Annotated in this window: 17 protein-coding genes; 9 read left to right on the forward strand and 8 right to left on the reverse strand. The window is 71.6% G+C overall.

Annotation, left to right across the window (positions count from 1 at the left end; translation table 11 throughout):
- Positions 1-175: 175 nt before the first annotated feature.
- The gene (locus ACI2K4_RS07280) at positions 176-862 is read right to left on the reverse strand and encodes an IclR family transcriptional regulator (protein ID WP_404509500.1); all 687 of its coding nucleotides are present in this window, start codon (positions 860-862) and stop codon (positions 176-178) included.
- 49 nt (positions 863-911) lie between these two features.
- Here ACI2K4_RS07280 and leuC point away from each other — a divergent pair, with 49 nt between their 5' ends.
- The 3 genes from leuC (at position 912) to ACI2K4_RS07295 (ending at position 3,763) form a co-directional block, all read left to right on the forward strand.
- Positions 912-2,366 (forward strand): 3-isopropylmalate dehydratase large subunit, encoded by a 1,455-nt coding sequence (gene leuC / locus ACI2K4_RS07285; RefSeq protein WP_404509502.1) that lies wholly within the window; start codon positions 912-914, stop codon positions 2,364-2,366.
- A 15-nt stretch (positions 2,367-2,381) separates the two neighbouring features.
- Positions 2,382-2,969, forward strand: a complete 588-nt coding sequence (gene leuD / locus ACI2K4_RS07290) for a 3-isopropylmalate dehydratase small subunit (protein WP_404509504.1) — start codon at positions 2,382-2,384, stop codon at positions 2,967-2,969.
- 218 nt (positions 2,970-3,187) lie between these two features.
- A complete protein-coding gene (locus ACI2K4_RS07295; RefSeq protein WP_404509506.1) occupies positions 3,188-3,763 on the forward strand; it encodes an HU family DNA-binding protein in 576 nt (191 codons plus the stop codon).
- Between the two features lie 436 nt (positions 3,764-4,199).
- Here the strand turns inward: ACI2K4_RS07295 and ACI2K4_RS07300 are convergent, their stop codons facing one another.
- The 5 genes from ACI2K4_RS07300 to cofC all read right to left on the reverse strand — a co-directional run bounded on the left by ACI2K4_RS07300 (position 4,200) and on the right by cofC (position 10,201).
- A complete protein-coding gene (locus tag ACI2K4_RS07300) occupies positions 4,200-5,066 on the reverse strand; it encodes an NUDIX domain-containing protein (RefSeq protein ID WP_404509508.1) in 867 nt (288 codons plus the stop codon).
- Positions 5,063-6,592 carry a CHAD domain-containing protein gene (locus tag ACI2K4_RS07305; RefSeq protein WP_404509509.1) on the reverse strand — a complete coding sequence of 510 codons (1,530 nt, stop codon included), beginning with the start codon at positions 6,590-6,592 and terminating at the stop codon, positions 5,063-5,065. Before ACI2K4_RS07305 ends, ACI2K4_RS07300 begins: the two co-directional genes overlap by 4 nt.
- A gap of 34 nt (positions 6,593-6,626) precedes the next feature.
- Entirely contained in the window at positions 6,627-8,825 is a 2,199-nt protein-coding gene (locus tag ACI2K4_RS07310) for an RNA degradosome polyphosphate kinase (RefSeq protein WP_404510289.1), read from the reverse strand.
- Between the two features lie 461 nt (positions 8,826-9,286).
- Positions 9,287-9,484: a cold-shock protein gene (locus tag ACI2K4_RS07315; protein WP_404509510.1), complete on the reverse strand. Its 198-nt coding sequence runs from the start codon at positions 9,482-9,484 to the stop codon at positions 9,287-9,289.
- 54 nt (positions 9,485-9,538) lie between these two features.
- Entirely contained in the window at positions 9,539-10,201 is a 663-nt protein-coding gene (cofC, locus tag ACI2K4_RS07320) for a 2-phospho-L-lactate guanylyltransferase (RefSeq protein ID WP_404509511.1), read from the reverse strand.
- Between the two features lie 146 nt (positions 10,202-10,347).
- On the opposite strand from cofC, the gene ACI2K4_RS07325 reads away from it, so the two are divergent.
- From ACI2K4_RS07325 to ACI2K4_RS07335, 3 genes are read left to right on the forward strand one after another with little or no spacing between them, the layout of a single operon-like run.
- Positions 10,348-11,106: a lysophospholipid acyltransferase family protein gene (locus ACI2K4_RS07325; protein ID WP_404509513.1), complete on the forward strand. Its 759-nt coding sequence runs from the start codon at positions 10,348-10,350 to the stop codon at positions 11,104-11,106.
- Positions 11,103-12,101 (forward strand): NAD(P)H-dependent glycerol-3-phosphate dehydrogenase, encoded by a 999-nt coding sequence (locus ACI2K4_RS07330; RefSeq protein ID WP_404509515.1) that lies wholly within the window; start codon positions 11,103-11,105, stop codon positions 12,099-12,101. The genes ACI2K4_RS07325 and ACI2K4_RS07330 overlap by 4 nt, the downstream gene beginning before the upstream one ends.
- A gap of 31 nt (positions 12,102-12,132) precedes the next feature.
- Complete coding sequence (locus tag ACI2K4_RS07335; protein WP_404509516.1) at positions 12,133-13,314, forward strand: cystathionine gamma-lyase; 1,182 nt, start codon at positions 12,133-12,135, stop codon at positions 13,312-13,314.
- 139 nt (positions 13,315-13,453) lie between these two features.
- Here the strand turns inward: ACI2K4_RS07335 and ACI2K4_RS07340 are convergent, their stop codons facing one another.
- Together ACI2K4_RS07340 and ACI2K4_RS07345 are read right to left on the reverse strand one after the other, a co-directional pair.
- Complete coding sequence (locus ACI2K4_RS07340; protein WP_404509518.1) at positions 13,454-13,675, reverse strand: DUF397 domain-containing protein; 222 nt, start codon at positions 13,673-13,675, stop codon at positions 13,454-13,456.
- A gap of 4 nt (positions 13,676-13,679) precedes the next feature.
- Positions 13,680-14,525: a helix-turn-helix domain-containing protein gene (locus tag ACI2K4_RS07345; protein WP_404509520.1), complete on the reverse strand. Its 846-nt coding sequence runs from the start codon at positions 14,523-14,525 to the stop codon at positions 13,680-13,682.
- A 280-nt stretch (positions 14,526-14,805) separates the two neighbouring features.
- Here ACI2K4_RS07345 and ACI2K4_RS07350 point away from each other — a divergent pair, with 280 nt between their 5' ends.
- The 3 genes from ACI2K4_RS07350 to ACI2K4_RS07360 all read left to right on the forward strand — a co-directional run bounded on the left by ACI2K4_RS07350 (position 14,806) and on the right by ACI2K4_RS07360 (position 16,559).
- Complete coding sequence (locus tag ACI2K4_RS07350; RefSeq protein ID WP_281278644.1) at positions 14,806-14,928, forward strand: hypothetical protein; 123 nt, start codon at positions 14,806-14,808, stop codon at positions 14,926-14,928.
- A gap of 117 nt (positions 14,929-15,045) precedes the next feature.
- Positions 15,046-15,267 carry a hypothetical protein gene (locus ACI2K4_RS07355; RefSeq protein WP_404510290.1) on the forward strand — a complete coding sequence of 74 codons (222 nt, stop codon included), beginning with the start codon at positions 15,046-15,048 and terminating at the stop codon, positions 15,265-15,267.
- Between the two features lie 191 nt (positions 15,268-15,458).
- Complete coding sequence (locus ACI2K4_RS07360; protein ID WP_404509522.1) at positions 15,459-16,559, forward strand: D-alanine--D-alanine ligase family protein; 1,101 nt, start codon at positions 15,459-15,461, stop codon at positions 16,557-16,559.
- Positions 16,560-16,571: the final 12 nt, after the last annotated feature.

The following is a 16,571-nucleotide window of genomic DNA, read 5'->3' on the forward strand; positions in this document are numbered from 1 at the left end:
GGGGGGGGGGGGGGGGGGGCCCCCCGGGGGGCAAACACCCTGGCGGCCCCTGGGGGCCCCCCCCCCCCCAACCCCAACCCCCGATCCGCCCGCCCCGTGACACAGCAAGTGGCCGCCCCCAACAGGGAGCGGCCACCACTGGCGAATAGGTCCTGAGACGTGCCGCCGCGCCAGGTCAGAGGCCGCTGAGCCGTTGTCCGGCGCGGACCACGGCCATCGCGTGCCGGTCCCCGGGCCGCCGGCCGAGGCGCTCGATCGGACCGGAGATGCTGATCGAGGCGATCACCCGTCCGGTCCGGTCCCGGATAGGAGCCGAGACGCTGGCCACACCAACCTCCCGTTCCGCGACGCTCTGCGCCCAGCCGCGGCGCCGCACCTCGGCGAGCGTGCGTCCGGTGAACTTGCAGCGGGGCAGTAGCGGCATGACCGCCTCCGGCGGCTCCCAGGCGAGCAGGACCTGGGCGGCCGACCCGGCGGTCATCGGCAGCACCGCGCCGATCGGCACCGTGTCCCGCAGCCCGCTGGCCCGCTCGGCCGCCGCCACGCAGATCCGTTCGTCGGCCCGGCGCAGGTAGAGCTGTGCGCTCTCGCCGGTCGCGTCGCGCAGCGCGGCAAGCAGCGGCTCGGCCGCGGTGAGCAGGACGTCGGGTGCGGCGTTGGCCAGCTCACCCAGGCGCGGGCCGGGGCGCCAGCGCCCCTGGGTGTCCCGAACCAGCAGACGATGGATCTCCAGGGCCTGTGCCAACCGGTGTGCGGTGGCCCGAGGCAGCTTGGTGCGATCGACGAGTTCGGCCAGGCTGGCGCCGTCCACGCAGGCGGCCAGGATGACCACCGCCTTGTCGAGAACGCCGACACCGCTCATACTGTGTCCCACAAGCCGAAACATACCTCCCAGAATTTAGGATGTCCAGATGGTGGGAGTCACGCCAACACCGTCCTCGCCCAGGACCCTGGCCGAGAAGGTCTGGGACGCTCACGTGGTGCGATCCGCCGAAGGCGAACCCGATCTGCTCTTCATCGACCTGCATCTGCTGCACGAGGTGACGAGCCCACAAGCCTTCGACGGGCTGCGGATGGCCGGTCGCCGGGTCCGGCGTACCGACCTCACGCTCGCGACCGAGGACCACAACACCCCGACCGGGTACGCCGATCCGGCCTTCCGGTCCCGCCGTGGTGACCTGCTCACCATCGACGACCCGACGTCGCGTACGCAGATCGAGACGCTACGCCGCAACTGCGCCGAGTTCGGCGTCAAGCTGCACCCGCTCGGTGACGAGAACCAGGGCATCGTGCACGTGATCGGACCCCAGCTCGGGCTCACCCAGCCGGGGCTGACCATCGTCTGCGGCGACTCGCACACCGCCACCCACGGCGCCTTCGGCGCGCTCGCCTTCGGCATCGGCACCAGCGAGGTCGAGCACGTGCTGGCGACCCAGACCCTGCCGCAGACGCGGCCGAAGACCATGGCCGTCACGGTGACCGGGCAACTCGGCCCCGGTGTCACCGCCAAGGACCTGGTGCTGGCCCTGATCGCCCAGGTCGGCACCGGCGGCGGGCGGGGCCACGTGGTGGAGTACCGGGGCGAGGCGATCCGGACGCTCTCCATGGAGGGCCGGATGACCATCGCCAACATGTCGATCGAGTGGGGCGCCAAGGCCGGCATGATCGCGCCGGACGAGACCACCTTCGCCTACCTGAAGGGGCGGCCGAACGCGCCGCAGGGCGCCGACTGGGACGCCGCCGAGGCGTACTGGCGGACCCTTCCCACGGACGAGGGGGCGACCTTCGACACGGAGGTCTTCCTGGACGCGAGCCGGATCACCCCGTTCGTCACCTGGGGCACCAACCCGGGACAGGGCGTGGCGCTGGGCGCGACGGTGCCGGATCCGGAGGAGTTTGTCACCGAGGCCGAGCAGACCGCCGCCCGGCGGGCCCTGGAGTACATGGACCTGGCCCCCGGCACGCCGCTGCGGGAGGTCCCGGTGGACGTGGTCTTCGTCGGCTCCTGTACCAACGGCCGGCTGGAGGACCTCCGGGCCGCCGCCGACGTGCTGCGCGGGCACACCGTCGCCGACGGGGTACGGATGCTGGTCGTACCCGGTTCGGCCGCCGTACGGGAGGCCGCCGAGCAGGAGGGGCTGGACAAGGTCTTCCTCGACGCGGGGGCCGAGTGGCGCTTCGCCGGCTGCTCCATGTGTCTCGGGATGAACCCCGACACGCTCAAGCCGGGGCAGCGTTCCGCCTCCACCTCGAACCGCAACTTCGAGGGCCGGCAGGGCCGTGGCGGGCGTACCCATCTGGTCTCGCCGCCGGTCGCCGCCGCCACCGCCGTGATCGGCCGGCTGGCCGCCCCGGCCGATCTCTAGAAGGGCTCACCGGACATGGACAAGTTCACCGTTCACCGCGGCACCGCGGTCCCGCTTCGTCGCTCCAATGTGGATACCGATCAGATCATTCCGGCGGTGTATCTCAAGCGGGTGACCAGATCCGGCTTCGCGGACGGACTCTTCAACGCGTGGCGCGAGGATCCGGCATTCGTGCTCAACGATTCTCGTTATTCCGGTGCGTCGATCTTATTGGCGGGCCCGGAGTTCGGCACCGGGTCATCGCGTGAGCACGCCGTGTGGGCACTGCGCGACTGGGGATTCAAGGCGGTGATCTCTCCCCGCTTCGGCGACATCTTCCGGGGCAACTCGCTCAAGGAAGGTCTTCTGCCGGTCGAGCTCGAATTGAGTGCCGTCGAGGAATTGTGGGGGCGGGTCGAGGCCGATCCGACTGCCCGTATCGACGTCGACCTCATTGCCCGGGAGGTCCGGGCGGGGGAGTCGACCTGGTCGTTCCCGCTCGACGACTTCAGTCGCTGGCGGCTCATGGAGGGCTTGGACGACATAGGACTGACCCTTCGCCACGAGACCAACATCACCGAGTACGAGCAGCGCCGGCTCCCCTTCCTGCCGGTCGTGGCATAGCCCACACGCCCCTCCCGCGCGGCCTTTTCGCCCCCACCGGAGTCACGGATTCCTTGCTGCCCTACACCTTCCGGGCAGCCGGGAGTCGCCGGTGGGGGCGAATCCGTTGCGACACAATGGCTTTTTTCTCGCAGATGTTTGTGTCCCGGTGGCACAGGGCATACCGTGCGCGCAGAATGGCTCGCGTTGAGTCCAGTTGCACATACGGGAGGGAAGTCGTGAACAAGGCCGAGCTCATCGAGGCGCTCGCCGCTCGCCTGGGGGACCGGAAGACGGCGACGGCGGCGCTCGACGCGGTCCTCGCCGAGGTTCAGGGGGCGGTCGCCAAGGGGGAAAAGGTGGCGATCACCGGTTTCGGAGTGTTCGAAAAGCGTGTCCGGGGGGCGCGAACAGCGCGGAACCCCCGAACAGGCGAGTCGGTGAAGGTGAAGAAGACATCGGTACCGGCCTTCCGGCCGGGCGCCGGTTTCAAGGACATGGTGTCCAGCGGCAAGGTGCCGAAGGCGACCGCCGCCGCGAAGAAGACCACGGCGACGGCGACCAAGGCGACCGCCACGGCCACCAAGACCACCGCCACCAAGAAGGCGACGGCCACCAAGAAGGCCGCCCCCGCCAAGACCACCGCCACCAAGGCGGCGGCCAAGAAGACCGCCCCGGCGAAGACCGCCGGGGCCAAGAAGACCGCTGCGGCCAAGAAGACCACGGCGGCGAAGAGCACTTCCACCCGCGCCACAGCGGCGAAGAAGGCTCCGGCGAAGAAAGCTCCGGCCAAGAAGGCCGCCGCCCGACGCTGAAAATCGCGGTGAACGAGGCGCCCACCGGTCCTGCCGGTGGGCGCCTTCGTCTTGGTGGGCACGTGGCTTCTGTGAGCGCCTTCGGTCCGGTGGGCGCGTGGCTTCTGCGGATGCCTGATGCCTTCGTTCCGGTGGGCGCGTGGCTTCTGCGGAGGCCTTCGTTCCGGTGGGCGTTTGGCTCCCGCCAGCGCCTTCGTTCCGGTGGTGCTTCGCCTTGGTGGGGCCTTCGTGCCGCGTCGACGAGCGCTCTCCCCGCTGGCGACCGGGCGTACGGCCTCCCGTAACGCCGCTGAGTTGGCCGCTGGGCCTCGTTTCCGCTGGCCGGGGACTCTGGGAGTACCCAGCCGGGCGGTCCGGCGTCCCAGGCGCTGCTGGACGGCCACCGGTGTAAGGAAGGGCCCCTTATTAACGCTATGCGTTAATAAGGGGCCCTTCCTTACAGGCGGCCGTGGGCGATGAGGCGGGTGCCGGAGAAGGCCAGCAGCCAGCCGCCGGCCTTCGGGGTGCGGTAGTCGGCGGGGGTGCCGGTGAGGTGTTCCAGCGCGCCCGGAATCACCTTGCCCTGGCCGCAGACCACGGTGGCGACCCCGGCGGCGGCGAGTTCGGCCAGTCGGGCGGCGCCGGCCAACGCGCACTCGGCCACGTCCTGCCCCGGTTTCGGCTCGTCGAAGTCGGAGTCGACCTCGATCGGCAGGTCGAGCCGGGCGGCCAGTGGTTCCAGGGTCTGCACGCAGCGTCGGGCGGTGGCCGACCGGAGCCCGTCCGGGCGGATCAACGCGCCGAGTTCGGCGACCTGCCGTGCCTGGGCCACACCGGTCGGGTCCAGCGGGCGGGCGGTGTCCGGCCCGGACCAGGTGGCCCGGTTGCCGGCGCGCGCGTGCCGGAACAGCGCCAGCACCGCCGTCACCGGGGCGAGGTCGGCGAAGTCCTGGAGCACCCACACGTCGTGCGGGTACGTCAGCAGCCCGACCGCGTCCGCCACCGGCAGCCACCGGATGTCGTCCACCTCGGTGCCCGGCTCGAATCCGCCGGTGCCGACCGCCCGCATCGCCCAGTAGTCGACCACCTTCGGCAGCCCGTCGCTGACGTAGCGGATGCTGCGCAACCGCGCCTGCGGCACCGCGCGTACGTCGGACTCCTCGGCGACCTCGCGTACGGCGGCGGCCAGCGGGTGTTCGCCCGGTTCGAGCTTGCCCTTCGGCAGCGACCAGTCGTCGTAACGCGGCCGGTGCACCACGCAGACCCGCACCCCGTCGGCGGACGGGCGCCACACCACGCCGCCCGCCGCCCGGATCTCGTTCATCGCAGCCAACTCGTCCGGTTTCCCTTGGTGGTCCTGGCCCAGGCGTCCGGGAAGGCGGCCCGGACCGTACGGATGCTGGTCCGCTCCCGTTCGGTCAGCCGCCCGGCGGTCACCGCGAGGGCGTGGTCGGCCGGGTAGGTCGCCGCCACCTCGAGCCAGGTGTCGGCCGCGACCGCCGCGTCCTGGTGCTCGCCGAGCAGTTCCTGGACCCGGGACAGCGCCTTGGCGAGCTTGCGGGCGTCACCGCCGAGCACCGGCGCGACGGCGTCCACCGCGTACCGGGCCTTCTTGCCGTTGATCCGGACCGCGTGCCACCGCTCGTCCGGGGCGAGCGGGTCGAGGTCGGCGGCGGCGTCTGCCCCCTTGCCGCCCCGGGCCAGCCGACGCCACGGCTTGGCCACCAGCTTGGGCAGCACCTCGGTCGCCCGGCCCTCGGCCGCCTCAACCAGCCGTGGCGCCCGCGCCGCCTCGACCAGGGACTCGACCAGGGCGGCGTAGCGGGCCGAGTCGAGCGCCTGGTCGACCTCGGCCAGCGCCCGCTCGTGCCGCTCGACCAGGACCGCGTCGATCCGCTCCACCGCACCGGCGTCCAGCGGGGCCAGCGGGTCCGCGTCGGCCGTCACATGCAGCCGGTCGCGCAGCACCTCGGCGTCGCGCGCCGCGCCGAGCACGTCGGCGAGCCACTTCAGCTCGTCGCGCAGCGGCCCGACCCACTCGGGGTCGAGCAGCGACCGGAACGTGCGCAGGTCGCTGCGGAGCCGCCGGCAGCCGACCCGCATCTGGTGTACGGCGGTGTCGTCGTCGCCGACCGGCGCGCGCAGCCGGACCAGCGGATCGTGCGCCAGCACCCGGCCGACGCCACGCCGGATCGCGTTGGTGACCACGTCGGCGGCGCTCGGCTTGCCAGACAGCTCGGTCGGCGTGACCAGGTCGGGTGCGCCGGCCGCCGCCTCGCCCAGGGCACGTACGTGCTTCGGGGTGAATCCGCCCGCCACCGCACCGGCGTCGCGCAGCGCCTCCTCCACCCGGTCGAGCAGCTCCCGGTCACCGTCCTTGCGCTCGACCTCGATCTCCCGGAACCGGCTCCGGACCCGGTCCCCGTCGAGCACCGACACCGCGTCGTCGGCGATTTCGGCGAGCAGCCGGTCCTCGCCGTCGCGCAGCTCGTACGCCTGCCGCACGGTCTTGACCACGGCGGCCGGCACCAGTGGCGCGCCCCGCGAGTAGGCGGTGACCAGGCCGCTCAGCTCGACCGGCGTCTCCTTGCGCCGACCGGCCCGGGAGATCTCGTGCCGGGTGCCCGGCACGTCGGCCGGGAGCTTGACCGTCCACGGCAGCGGATCACCCTTGCGGTGGCGCAGCGAGACACCGGCGCGGGCCAGCCGCAGGTCGGCGGTGTCGAGGTAGGTGGCTGTGAGGGTGGCCGGGGGGAGTGCCACCACCCGGCCACCGGTTGGCACGCTTCCGGACAGGTCCGGCAGCGTGAACTGCTTGTCGACCTCGTACTTGCGTTCCTCCTCCAACATCCGCCAAGCCTATCCACGTCGATCGGCCCGGCGGCTACTTCGCGGTTCGCGCCACCCGACGCAGCATGCCGTCCTGGAAGTCGACCAGCGGCCGGTCCGGTGCGCCGACCCGGCGGCTCCAGGTCCCGTCCGGGTGCAGCTCGAACGAGGCCACGTCGTCGCTCATCGCCAGGCTCAGCACCTGGTCCAGCTCGGCCCGCGCGACCGGGTCGGTGACCTGCACCAGCGCCTCCACCCGGCGGTCGAGGTTGCGGTGCATGAGGTCGGCCGAGCCGATCCAGAACTCGGCCGTACCGGCGCCGTTCGCGACCGGTCGCCCGCCCGCGGCGGCCCCGGCGGCGAGCTGACCGCCGCCGTTGCCGAAGCGGAACACCCGGGAGTGTTCGAGGAACCGGCCGAGGATCGAGCGGACCCGGATGTTGTCCGACAGGCCCGGTACGCCCGGCCGGAGTGTGCACATTCCCCTGATCATCAGGTCGACGTGCACCCCGGCCCGGGAGGCGCGGTAGAGCGCGTCCACGATCTCCTCGTCCACCAGCGAGTTGACCTTGATCTGGACCAGGCTCGGTACGCCGAGCGCGGCGTGCGCGATCTCCCGGTCGATCCGTTCGATGATGCCGCTGCGGACGCCCTCCGGTGCGACCAGCAGCCGCCGGAACCGGGTCTGCCGGCTGTAACCGGTTAGCACGTTGAACAGGTCGGTCAGGTCGGCACCGACCTCCGGGTCGGCGGTGAGCATGCCGAAGTCCTCGTAGAGCCTGGCCGTCTTCGGGTGGTAGTTCCCGGTGCCGATGTGGCAGTAGCGGCGGATCTGGTTGCCCTCCTGGCGTACCACCAGCGCGGTCTTGCAGTGCGTCTTCAGTCCGACCAGCCCGTACACCACGTGACAGCCGGCCCGCTCCAGCACCCGGGCCCAGCCGATGTTGGCCACCTCGTCGAACCGGGCCTTCACCTCCACCAGCACCACCACCTGCTTGCCGGCGGCGGCGGCGTCGATCAGCGCGTCGACGATCGGGGAGTCGCCGCTGGTCCGGTAGAGGGTCTGCTTGATCGCGAGCACGTTCGGGTCGGCCGCGGCCTGCTCGATGAAGCGTTGCACGCTGGTCGCGAACGAGTGGTACGGGTGGTGCACCAGGATGTCGCCGTCGCGCAGGGTGGAGAAGACGCTGCGCGGCACCTCGCCCTCGATCAGCCGGGGGTGGGTGGCCGGCACGAACGGGCGTTCCTTGAGGTTGGGCCGGTCGCACTCGTTGTAGATCTGCCAGAGCGAGGAGAGGTCCAGCAGCCCCGGCACCCGGAGCACGTCCTGGTCGTCCATGTCGAGTTCCCGGACCAGCAGGTCGAGCACGTGGTCGGAGATCGAGGAGGCGACCTCCAGACGTACCGGCGGGCCGAACCGGCGCCGGGCCAGTTCGCGCTCCAACGCCTGCAACAGGTCCTCGTCGCGGTCCTCGTCGACCTCCACCTCGGCGTTGCGGGTGATCCGGAACAGGTGGCACTCGACCACGGTCATGCCCGGGAAGAGCTGGCTGAGGTGTGCCGCGATGAGGTCCTCCAGCGGCAGGAAGCGCATGCCGGGGCTGTCGCGTTCCACCCGTACGAAGCGGGGCACGTTGTTCGGCACCTTCACCCGGGCGAAGAGTTCCGGCCCGCCGTCGGGATCGCGTACGGCCACGGCCAGGTTCAGCGACCGGCTGGAGATGTACGGGAACGGGTGCGCCGGGTCGACCGCGAGCGGGGTGAGCACCGGGAAGATGTGCTCGCGGAAGTAGGTGCGCAGCCGTTCCCGCTCGGGCGCCGGCAGTTCGGCCCAGCGGATCAGGTGGATGTCGGCGGCGGCGAGCCCGGGGACCACGTCGTCGACGAAGCAGCCGGCGTGCCGGGCGACCAGGTCGGCCGTCTTCTCCGCGATCAGGTCCAACTGGGTACGCAGTGGCAACCGGTCACCGCCGCGCACCGGCAGTCCGGCCTGGAGACGCCGCTTCAGCCCGGCGATCCGGACCATGTAGAACTCGTCCAGGTTGCTGGCGAAGATGGCCAGGAACTTGGCCCGTTCGAGCAGCGGCGTGTTCCGGTCCTCGGCGAGTGCCAGCACCCGGGCGTTGAAGTCCAGCCAGGAGAGCTCCCGGTTGAGGAACCGGTCCTCGGGCAGTGGCTCGGCGACCGGCGGCGGCTCGTTGGCCGGCGGCGGCGGTGTCCCGGTGCCGCCGTCGTTGCCGTTGCGGTGGGCGATGCCGTTGTCGGCCCCGGTGACGGTGCCGCTCTCGTTCCCGGTGCCGCTCTTGTCGCCCGTGCCGACACCGACGCCGGTGCTGCTGCCGGTGCCGTTCCCGGTCCCGGCGTCATGCCGCTGACCGGTGCTGGTCGAGGCGGCGTGCTCGCCTAAACGGACGAATCTCCCATTCGGTCCGCGCTGTAGCGAACCGGGAGAAGTAGCGGGCTGGGCGTCCGCTGCCGCGGCACGCGCGGGGGCGACCTGCGCTCGGGTGGTCGACGGGGGGCGGGGGTGGGCGGGCGGGGTGCTCACCGCTTCATCATTGCCCGAACCGCGTGAACGCAAAATGAACTTGCCATCTTTTGATCACGGCAACTCGGACAATGCGCGCGGTCGGCCCGCCCGTCCTGTCGGTCCGCCGCCCCTGGGCGGCCACGTACGCGCTGGTCAGGCCAGGAACTCGGGGGTTGCGTCGTTGATCACAGCAGTCCGGGCAGGGTGATCCGTGTTACCTCGCCGGACTCGCCGTGGTCGATCCGCACCCGCTGGCCGAGGCGGAGCAGACGCAGCCCGGAGGCGTCGAACGCCGCCCTCGGGAAGGCGAGTTCGGTGCCGTCGTCCAGCAGCAACGTGCCGGAGCGGGTCTGCGGGTCGTACGTCGCCACGGTGCCCTGCATGCCCAGCACCGTACACCGGAGCCGGCGCCCCCGGGGCGGCTCGTACGTCGACGCTCAGGCGGCGTCCGGACCGGTGGCGACGAGCCCTGCGGTGGCCGGGGCGAGCAGTCGCGCGGTGTGCCGGCCGACGCCGAGTGCGATCGCCGCGAGCAGGTCGGCCCGGGTGTCGACGTCCCGGCGCAGGGTCGGCCCCGCCTCCGGCAACGTGAGCGCCCCGGAGGTGGCGTGCGCCGCCGCCGACGGCCCGCCGAAGCGTGGGTCCAGCGGCACCCCGGCCGGGGCGAGCAGCAGCACGGTGCCGGTGCCGGGGGTGTCGGCGGCGAACCGGCGTACCCGGGTCGGACCGGCCGCCGCGGCCCGCAGCGCGGCGGTGAGCTCGGCCGGTCGCAGCGCCGGCAGGTCGGCCGTGAGCGCGGCCACCCCGTGGCCGTCGACCAGGGACGCGCCACGGGTGAACGCGGGGTTGAGCCCACCCCCGGGCGGGTCCGGGACGATCCGGGCACCGAGCGCGCGCAGCGCCCGGCCGGCGACCGGGTCGTCGGTCACCACCAGCACCTCGCCGACCGGTGGGCTGGCGAGCGCGGCGCTCACCGTGTCCTGCGCCAGGGCCAGCGCCAACGGCTCGTGCGGCACCCCGGGCAGAGCCCCGCGAAGTCGACTCTTGGCCGCGCTCAGCCGCTTCAGCGGCACCACCACGGTCCACGTCGGTTCGGTCACCCGATAATCCTGCCAGCCACCGGGCACCGGCCCCTCGCTGGCCGTACCCAGGGCGAGCAGGCATGATTTCGCTGCGGGCCGGGGTGGGTGGGGCGGCACCGGGGTGGCTGGTGCGCCCAGGGCCCGGGTACAAGGAGGAGGGCATAGTGGCACGGCGCAGGCTGGGGTTCTGGCGACGGTTCGCCATCGTTCTGGTGAAGCCCGTCATGTTCGTCTGGACCCGGCGAACCTGGGCGGGCATGGAACACATGCCGACCTCGGGCGGCGTCATCATCGTGCCGAACCACATCTCGCACGCCGACCCGCTGGTGGTCGGGCACTACATCAACGACACCGGCCGGTGGCCGCAGTTCCTCGGCAAGGCGAGCATCTTCCGGGTGCCGGTGGTCGGCTACATCCTGTTGAGGTGCCGGCAGATCCCGGTGGAGCGCGGCACCGTCGACGCCGCCCGGTCCCTGGAGACCCTGGTCGCGGCGGTCAGGGACGGTGGCGCCGTGGTGATCTACCCGGAGGGCACCACCACCCGCGAACCCGATCTCTGGCCGATGCGGGGCAAGACCGGCGCGGCCCGGCTGGCGCTGGCCACCGGTGCCCCGGTGCTGCCGATCGCGATGTGGGGCCCGCAGCGGATGTTCGACCCCCGCAACGCCAAGCTGAGCCTGCGCCCCCGGAACCCGGTCTCGGTGCTGGCCGGGCCGCCGGTCGACCTGAGCCGGTGGGCCGGCGCCGCGCCGACCAAGGTGGTGCTGGACGAGATGACCAACGAGATCATGCTGCGGCTGCGCGACCAGCTCGCCGAGATCCGGGGCGGCACACCACCGCCGATCTACTCGCCCAACGGCCAGCGCCGGGCCGTCGACGCCGCCGAGCCCGCCACCGGCGACCGCCGTGGGGACGCCGCATGAGCGGCCACGCCGTCGTCCTCGGTGCCGGTTCCTGGGGTACGGCCTTCGCCAAGGTGCTCGCCGACGCCGGCCGGGACGTGACCCTCTGGGCCCGTCGCGAGCACGTGGTCGACGCGATCAGGGAGACCGGCCGCAACAGCGAGTACCTGCCCGAGCTGCGGCTGCCGCACCGGGTCACCGCCACCACCGACGCCGCCGCCGCGATCGACGGCGCGGACCTGGTGGTGCTCGCCGTACCGTCCCAGACGCTGCGCGGCAACCTGGCCGACTGGGCACCCTTCATCGGGCCCGACGCGACCCTGGTCTCGCTGATGAAGGGCATCGAACTGGGCACCACCAAGCGGATGAGTCAGGTGATCGTGGAGACGGCCGGGGTGGCCGAGGACCGGGTGGCGGTCGTCTCCGGCCCGAACCTGGCCGCCGAGATCGCCGCCGAGCAACCGGCCGCGACCGTGGTCGCCTGCACCGACATGGACCGGGCGACGGTGGTGCAGACGTCGGTGAGCACGCCCTACTTCCGCCCGTACACCAACGACGACGTGATCGGCTGCGAACTCGGCGGCGCGGTGAAGAACGTGATCGCGCTCGCGTACGGGATGGCGACCGCGATGGGCCTGGGCGACAACACCAAGGCGACGTTGATCACCCGAGGGCTGGCCGAGACGGCCCGGCTCGGGGTGGCGCTCGGCGCCGACCCGCTCACCTTCGCCGGCCTGGCCGGCATGGGTGACCTGGTCGCCACCTGCTCGTCCCCGCTGTCGCGCAACCGGACCTTCGGTGAGCACCTCGGGCGCGGCGAAACCCTCGAACAGGCGCAGACCGCGACCCGGCAGACCGCCGAGGGGGTCAAGAGCTGCCTGGCGATCCGGGACCTGTCCCGGGCGCACGGGGTGGAGATGCCGATCACCGAGCAGGTCGAGCGGGTCTGCCACGAGGGCGCCGACCCGCGACTGGCGATGGCGGTACTGATGAGCCGCAAACCGAGGCCCGAGTGACCCTGGACCCCACCACCAGAGCGGAGCGGCGATGAACGACGAACAGGTTCCCGTCCCCGGCGACGAGGGGTTCGCCGCCTCCGCCGAGGGGCGGGTGTCGTGGCACGGTTACGGCGACGGCACCCGGACCGTGCACGCCGGGCTGCCGGCATCCGAGCCGGGCCAGCCGTTCCTGCCCGGTCCGGTCTTCGCCGCGCCGTACCACCTGGACCCGGAGGCCGGTCAGGGGTCGAACCCGAACGGGTACGGGCGGCCGGACAACCCGACCCGACGGGCTCTGGAGACGGCGATCGGTGAACTGGAGGGGGGCGACTGTCTCGCCTTCGCCAGTGGACAGGCGGCGATCAGCGCGCTGCTGCTGGCGGTGCTGCGGCCGGGGGACGGTGTGGTCCTGCCGACCGACGGTTACTTCCCGGTCCGCGCCTTTGCCACCGACACCCTCGCGGCGATGGGCGTACGGGTGGAGTTCGCGCCGACGGTCGGACCGTACCCGTCGTTCGAGGGGGTGCGGTTGCTGCTGCTGGAGACGCCGGCCAATCCCGGCCTGGACGTCTGTGACGTGACCGAACTCGCCGAGCGGGCGCACGCCGCCGGTGCCCTGGTGGCGGTCGACAACACCACCGCCACCCCGCTCGGTCAACGCCCGCTCGACCTCGGCGCCGATGTGGTGGTGGCGTCCGGCACGAAGGCGCTGACCGGACATTCCGACCTGCTGCTCGGCTACCTGGCGACCCGTTCCGCCGAACTGCTCGACACGTTGCGGTCGTGGCGGGCCACCACCGGCTCGGTGCCCGGCGCGTTCGACTCGTGGTTGGCCCACCGGTCACTGGCCACCCTGGACCTCCGGTTGGCCAGGCAGAGCGCCAACGCGGCGGCGGTGGCGGTCGCGCTGCGCGAACGGGCCGACGTCTCCGGCGTACGTTGGCCCGGCCTCGCCGACGACCCGGCGTACCCGGTGGCGAGCCGGCAGATGCGTCGGGTGCCGGGGGTGCTCGGGTTCGACCTCGGTGACGCCGAGCGGGTGACCCGGTTCCTGCGGGCCAGCCGGCTGGTCTTCGCGGCGACCTCCTTCGGCGGCCTGCACAGCAGTGCCGACCGGCGGGCCCAGTGGGGCGACGACACCTCGGCCGGTTTCGTCCGGCTCTCCTGCGGCGTGGAGGACACCGCCGACCTGGTCGCGGACATCCTGTCGGCGCTCGACGCGGCAGCCTGACCGGAGCGCGGACCGCACGGCGGAAGCCCCGATCGCCGTGATCGGGGCTTCCGGTGGTGCTGTTCCGCTCGCTGCGCTCAGGGCCGCCGAAGTCCCCGTCGGGCGGGGCGGGCGCCGAGGTCGCCGGTCAGCGTGCGATCTAGTCGATCACCGGGCCGGTCGGTACGGAGCCGGCGAACGCCGACCAGGCGCTCGCGGGGAAGAGCAGGATCGGACCTTCGGGGTCCTTCGAGTCGCGAACACCGATCGCGTCGCTGGTGACGGCGAACTCCACGCAGGCGCCCTGGTCGCCACTGCGGCTGCTCTTGCGCCAGGCGGCGGTCGCGAAAGCGGCCGTCGTGGTGGTGGTTGGAGCGGACATGTGTCTACCGTCCCTTCAGGAGGTTGGAGATCAGTTCGCGGCTCGCCTCCGGGCTCAACGCCACGGTCCGCAAGTGCTGCATGATCTTCATACAGGTGTCGAGCTCGGGCGCGCTGTCGAAGGAGAGCTGACCGGCGACAGTCTCGACCGAGGCCAGGGGTTGATCTTCCAGGCCGAATTCGAGGATGTGCAGTGAACCCCTGGTGCCCCGGTGGTAGCCGGCTTCCAGTGGGATCACCTGGATGGTGATGTGCGGTATCTCGGCAATCTTGACCAGGTGCTCCAGTTGCTCGCGCCAGGCCGCCTCGCCGCCGACCTTGCGCATCAGGGCCACCTCGTCGATCACCGACACGACGACCAGCGGGTCGGGCTTGGCGGTCAACCGCTTCTGCCGGTCCAGCCGGAGCTGCACCCGCTTCTCGATCTCCTCGTCGGTGAGGGTGTGCGGGCCGCCCCGCATGATCGCCCTGATGTAGTCCGGGGTCTGCAACAGGCCCGGCACCAGGGAGGGTTCGAAGGACTGGATGCCGCTCGCCTCGGATTCCAGGGCGATGAAGTCCATCGTCTTGCGGTCCAACATGTACGAGTACGACACCCACCAGCCGGGCTTCTTGGCCTCCTTGGCCAGTTCGATCGTGCCCTTGAGCTCGTCAGCGTCCACGTTGTAGTGGGTGAGCAGGGCGCGGACGGTCGCCGGACTGGGCAGACTCAGCGCGTTCTCGTAACGCGACAAAGTGCTGCGGGTGCTGTTGATCTCCTCGGCCGCCTTCTCGAGGGTCAGGTCGGCCTTCTCCCGGTACGTGCGCAGGGCGATGCCGAGTCGGCGGGCGCGAGCGGTCTTCGGTGCCATGGAGCGAGTTTGACATACGTCGGCGAGAAAGTGTGCATGAGAGATCTCCCGTGAGAGTTGCATTCACGCTTTCACGGATGGCAACCTGTCATGGCGTCCTCGCTGCCGGTGGTCGTGTCGACGGTGGCGGCGAGTGACGGAAGGGGAATGAGGCGCACGGTGGTCGGGGACTCCCCCGTACCCGGCCCCCGTGTGCCCCACCGCCGCGAACCGGAGGTGTCGGATGACAGCGACCCCCTGTTGGCCTCGTGTTTCGCGATGCCGATGGTGTACACGGCCGGTGCTGCGCGACAACGACGGCGCGTGGATCCACGCCGACCTGGCGTACGTCTGCCGTGACCGGTCGGGTGGCCTGGCCGGCACCACCGCCGAACCGGAGGCGGTGGCCCGTCATGCCGGCTGACCGGTTCCGCGCGGTGCGCCGTCCCGGCTCGTTCCGCCGGACCGGCCCCGTTGGTCGGTCCCACCAGTTGGGCCGGGTCGACCGTCGTGTCCGTACGGCGCCGAAGGGACGCCGATGGTGACGCGTTATCTCGTGGTGCTCACCGACGTGCGTCCGCTGACCACCGAGGGGCGCAACGAACGGGTGGAGCCGGAACGACGCCGACAGGTGGTCGGCGCGACCAGCCGGGACGCCGCCGACCGGATCGCCGGTGCGTTTGCCGCGCTCGGCATGGTCCGGGCCGGACGGCAACGCGTCAAAGTCATCGCCGTTGGCCGGCGATGTCCTGAACCGCACTGAATGCCGGAGTCCCGGTGGTCGAGGTCCCCGACCATCGTGGCCCGGCCCGCGCCGCCCCGGGGCACCGGCTGGTGCCCGCCCGGCCGTGAGCCCCGGGGCGGGTCGGCGGATCGTCGCCGGCACCACGGGACCTTGATCGATTCCCCGGGCTATGGGCCCACGGGGCGGCCACGCAGAGTAGGGTCACCCGCGTGACAAGCCCACGGAAGACCCGCGTAGCAGTTGTCTTCGGCGGTCGTAGCACGGAGCACGCGATCTCCTGCGTGAGCGCCGGAAGCATCATCGGCGCCCTGGATCCGGACGAGTACGAGGTGGTCCCCGTGGGTATCACCAAAGACGGCCGGTGGGTGCTGACAAATGGTGACCCGGAGCAACTTGCCATCACTGCGAGTAACTTGGCGGAGATCACCGTGGGTGCGGGTTCCACCGTCGTCCTGCCGGCCGACCCGACCGGCGTCGGGCTGATGGTGCTCGATCCCACCGAGGGGCCGGAGGCACTGTCCGAAATCGACGTGGTCTTTCCCGCACTGCACGGCGCGTACGGCGAGGACGGCACCATCCAGGGACTGCTCGAGATGGCCGGCATCCCGTACGTCGGCTCGGGTGTCTTTGCCTCGGCGGCGGCGATGGACAAGGAGTTCACCAAGAAGCTTGCCGTCGCGGAGGGTATTCCCACCGGCCCCTACGTGGTGCTGCGCAACGGGATGACGCTCGGCGAGGAGGAGAAGGAACGGCTCGGCCTGCCGGTCTTCGTCAAGCCCTCCCGCGCCGGATCCTCGCACGGCGTCTCCAAGGTCTCGGACTGGGCCGACCTGGACGCGGCCGTCGTCGCCGCCCGGCAGATCGACCCGAAGGTGCTGGTCGAGGCGGCGATCGTCGGCCGGGAGGTGGAGTGCGGGGTGCTGGAGGGCGAGGCCGGCGGCGGCCCCGAGGCGTCCGTACTGGCCGACGTGCGGATGGTGGTCGACCGGGAGTTCTACGACTTCGAGGCGAAGTACCTCGGTGATGCCTGCGAGTACGACATCCCGGCCGACCTGCCGGAGCGGGTGACGCGCGAGATCCAGGAGTACGCCTGCCGTACCTTCACCGCGCTCGACTGTTCCGGGTTGGCCCGGGTCGACTTCTTTGTCACGCCCGACCTGGAGGTCTACCTCAACGAGATCAACACCATGCCCGGGTTCACCTCGACCTCGATGTTCCCGCAGATGTGGGCGGCGGCCGGGCTCGAATACCCGAAGGTGGTCGACCGGTTGGTCCGCACCGCCCTGCGTCGGGGCAGCGGCCTGCGCTGAGCCGCCGGGTGC

This window comes from Micromonospora sp. NPDC050397 (assembly GCF_044901685.1).
Taxonomy (GTDB): domain Bacteria; phylum Actinomycetota; class Actinomycetes; order Mycobacteriales; family Micromonosporaceae; genus Micromonospora_G.

Bases quoted from the DNA above. Each gene is read 5' to 3' on its own strand.
- ACI2K4_RS07280 (WP_404509500.1), bottom strand. From the start codon at position 862: ATGAGCGGTGTCGGCGTTCTCGACAAGGCGGTGGTCATCCTGGCCGCC.
- leuC (WP_404509502.1), top strand. From the start codon at position 912: ATGGTGGGAGTCACGCCAACACCGTCCTCGCCCAGGACCCTGGCCGAG.
- leuD (WP_404509504.1), top strand. From the start codon at position 2,382: ATGGACAAGTTCACCGTTCACCGCGGCACCGCGGTCCCGCTTCGTCGC.
- ACI2K4_RS07300 (WP_404509508.1), bottom strand. From the start codon at position 5,066: ATGAACGAGATCCGGGCGGCGGGCGGCGTGGTGTGGCGCCCGTCCGCC.
- ACI2K4_RS07305 (WP_404509509.1), bottom strand. From the start codon at position 6,592: ATGTTGGAGGAGGAACGCAAGTACGAGGTCGACAAGCAGTTCACGCTG.
- ACI2K4_RS07315 (WP_404509510.1), bottom strand. From the start codon at position 9,484: ATGCAGGGCACCGTGGCGACGTACGACCCGCAGACCCGCTCCGGCACG.
- ACI2K4_RS07330 (WP_404509515.1), top strand. From the start codon at position 11,103: ATGAGCGGCCACGCCGTCGTCCTCGGTGCCGGTTCCTGGGGTACGGCC.
- ACI2K4_RS07335 (WP_404509516.1), top strand. From the start codon at position 12,133: ATGAACGACGAACAGGTTCCCGTCCCCGGCGACGAGGGGTTCGCCGCC.
- ACI2K4_RS07340 (WP_404509518.1), bottom strand. From the start codon at position 13,675: ATGTCCGCTCCAACCACCACCACGACGGCCGCTTTCGCGACCGCCGCC.
- ACI2K4_RS07345 (WP_404509520.1), bottom strand. From the start codon at position 14,525: ATGGCACCGAAGACCGCTCGCGCCCGCCGACTCGGCATCGCCCTGCGC.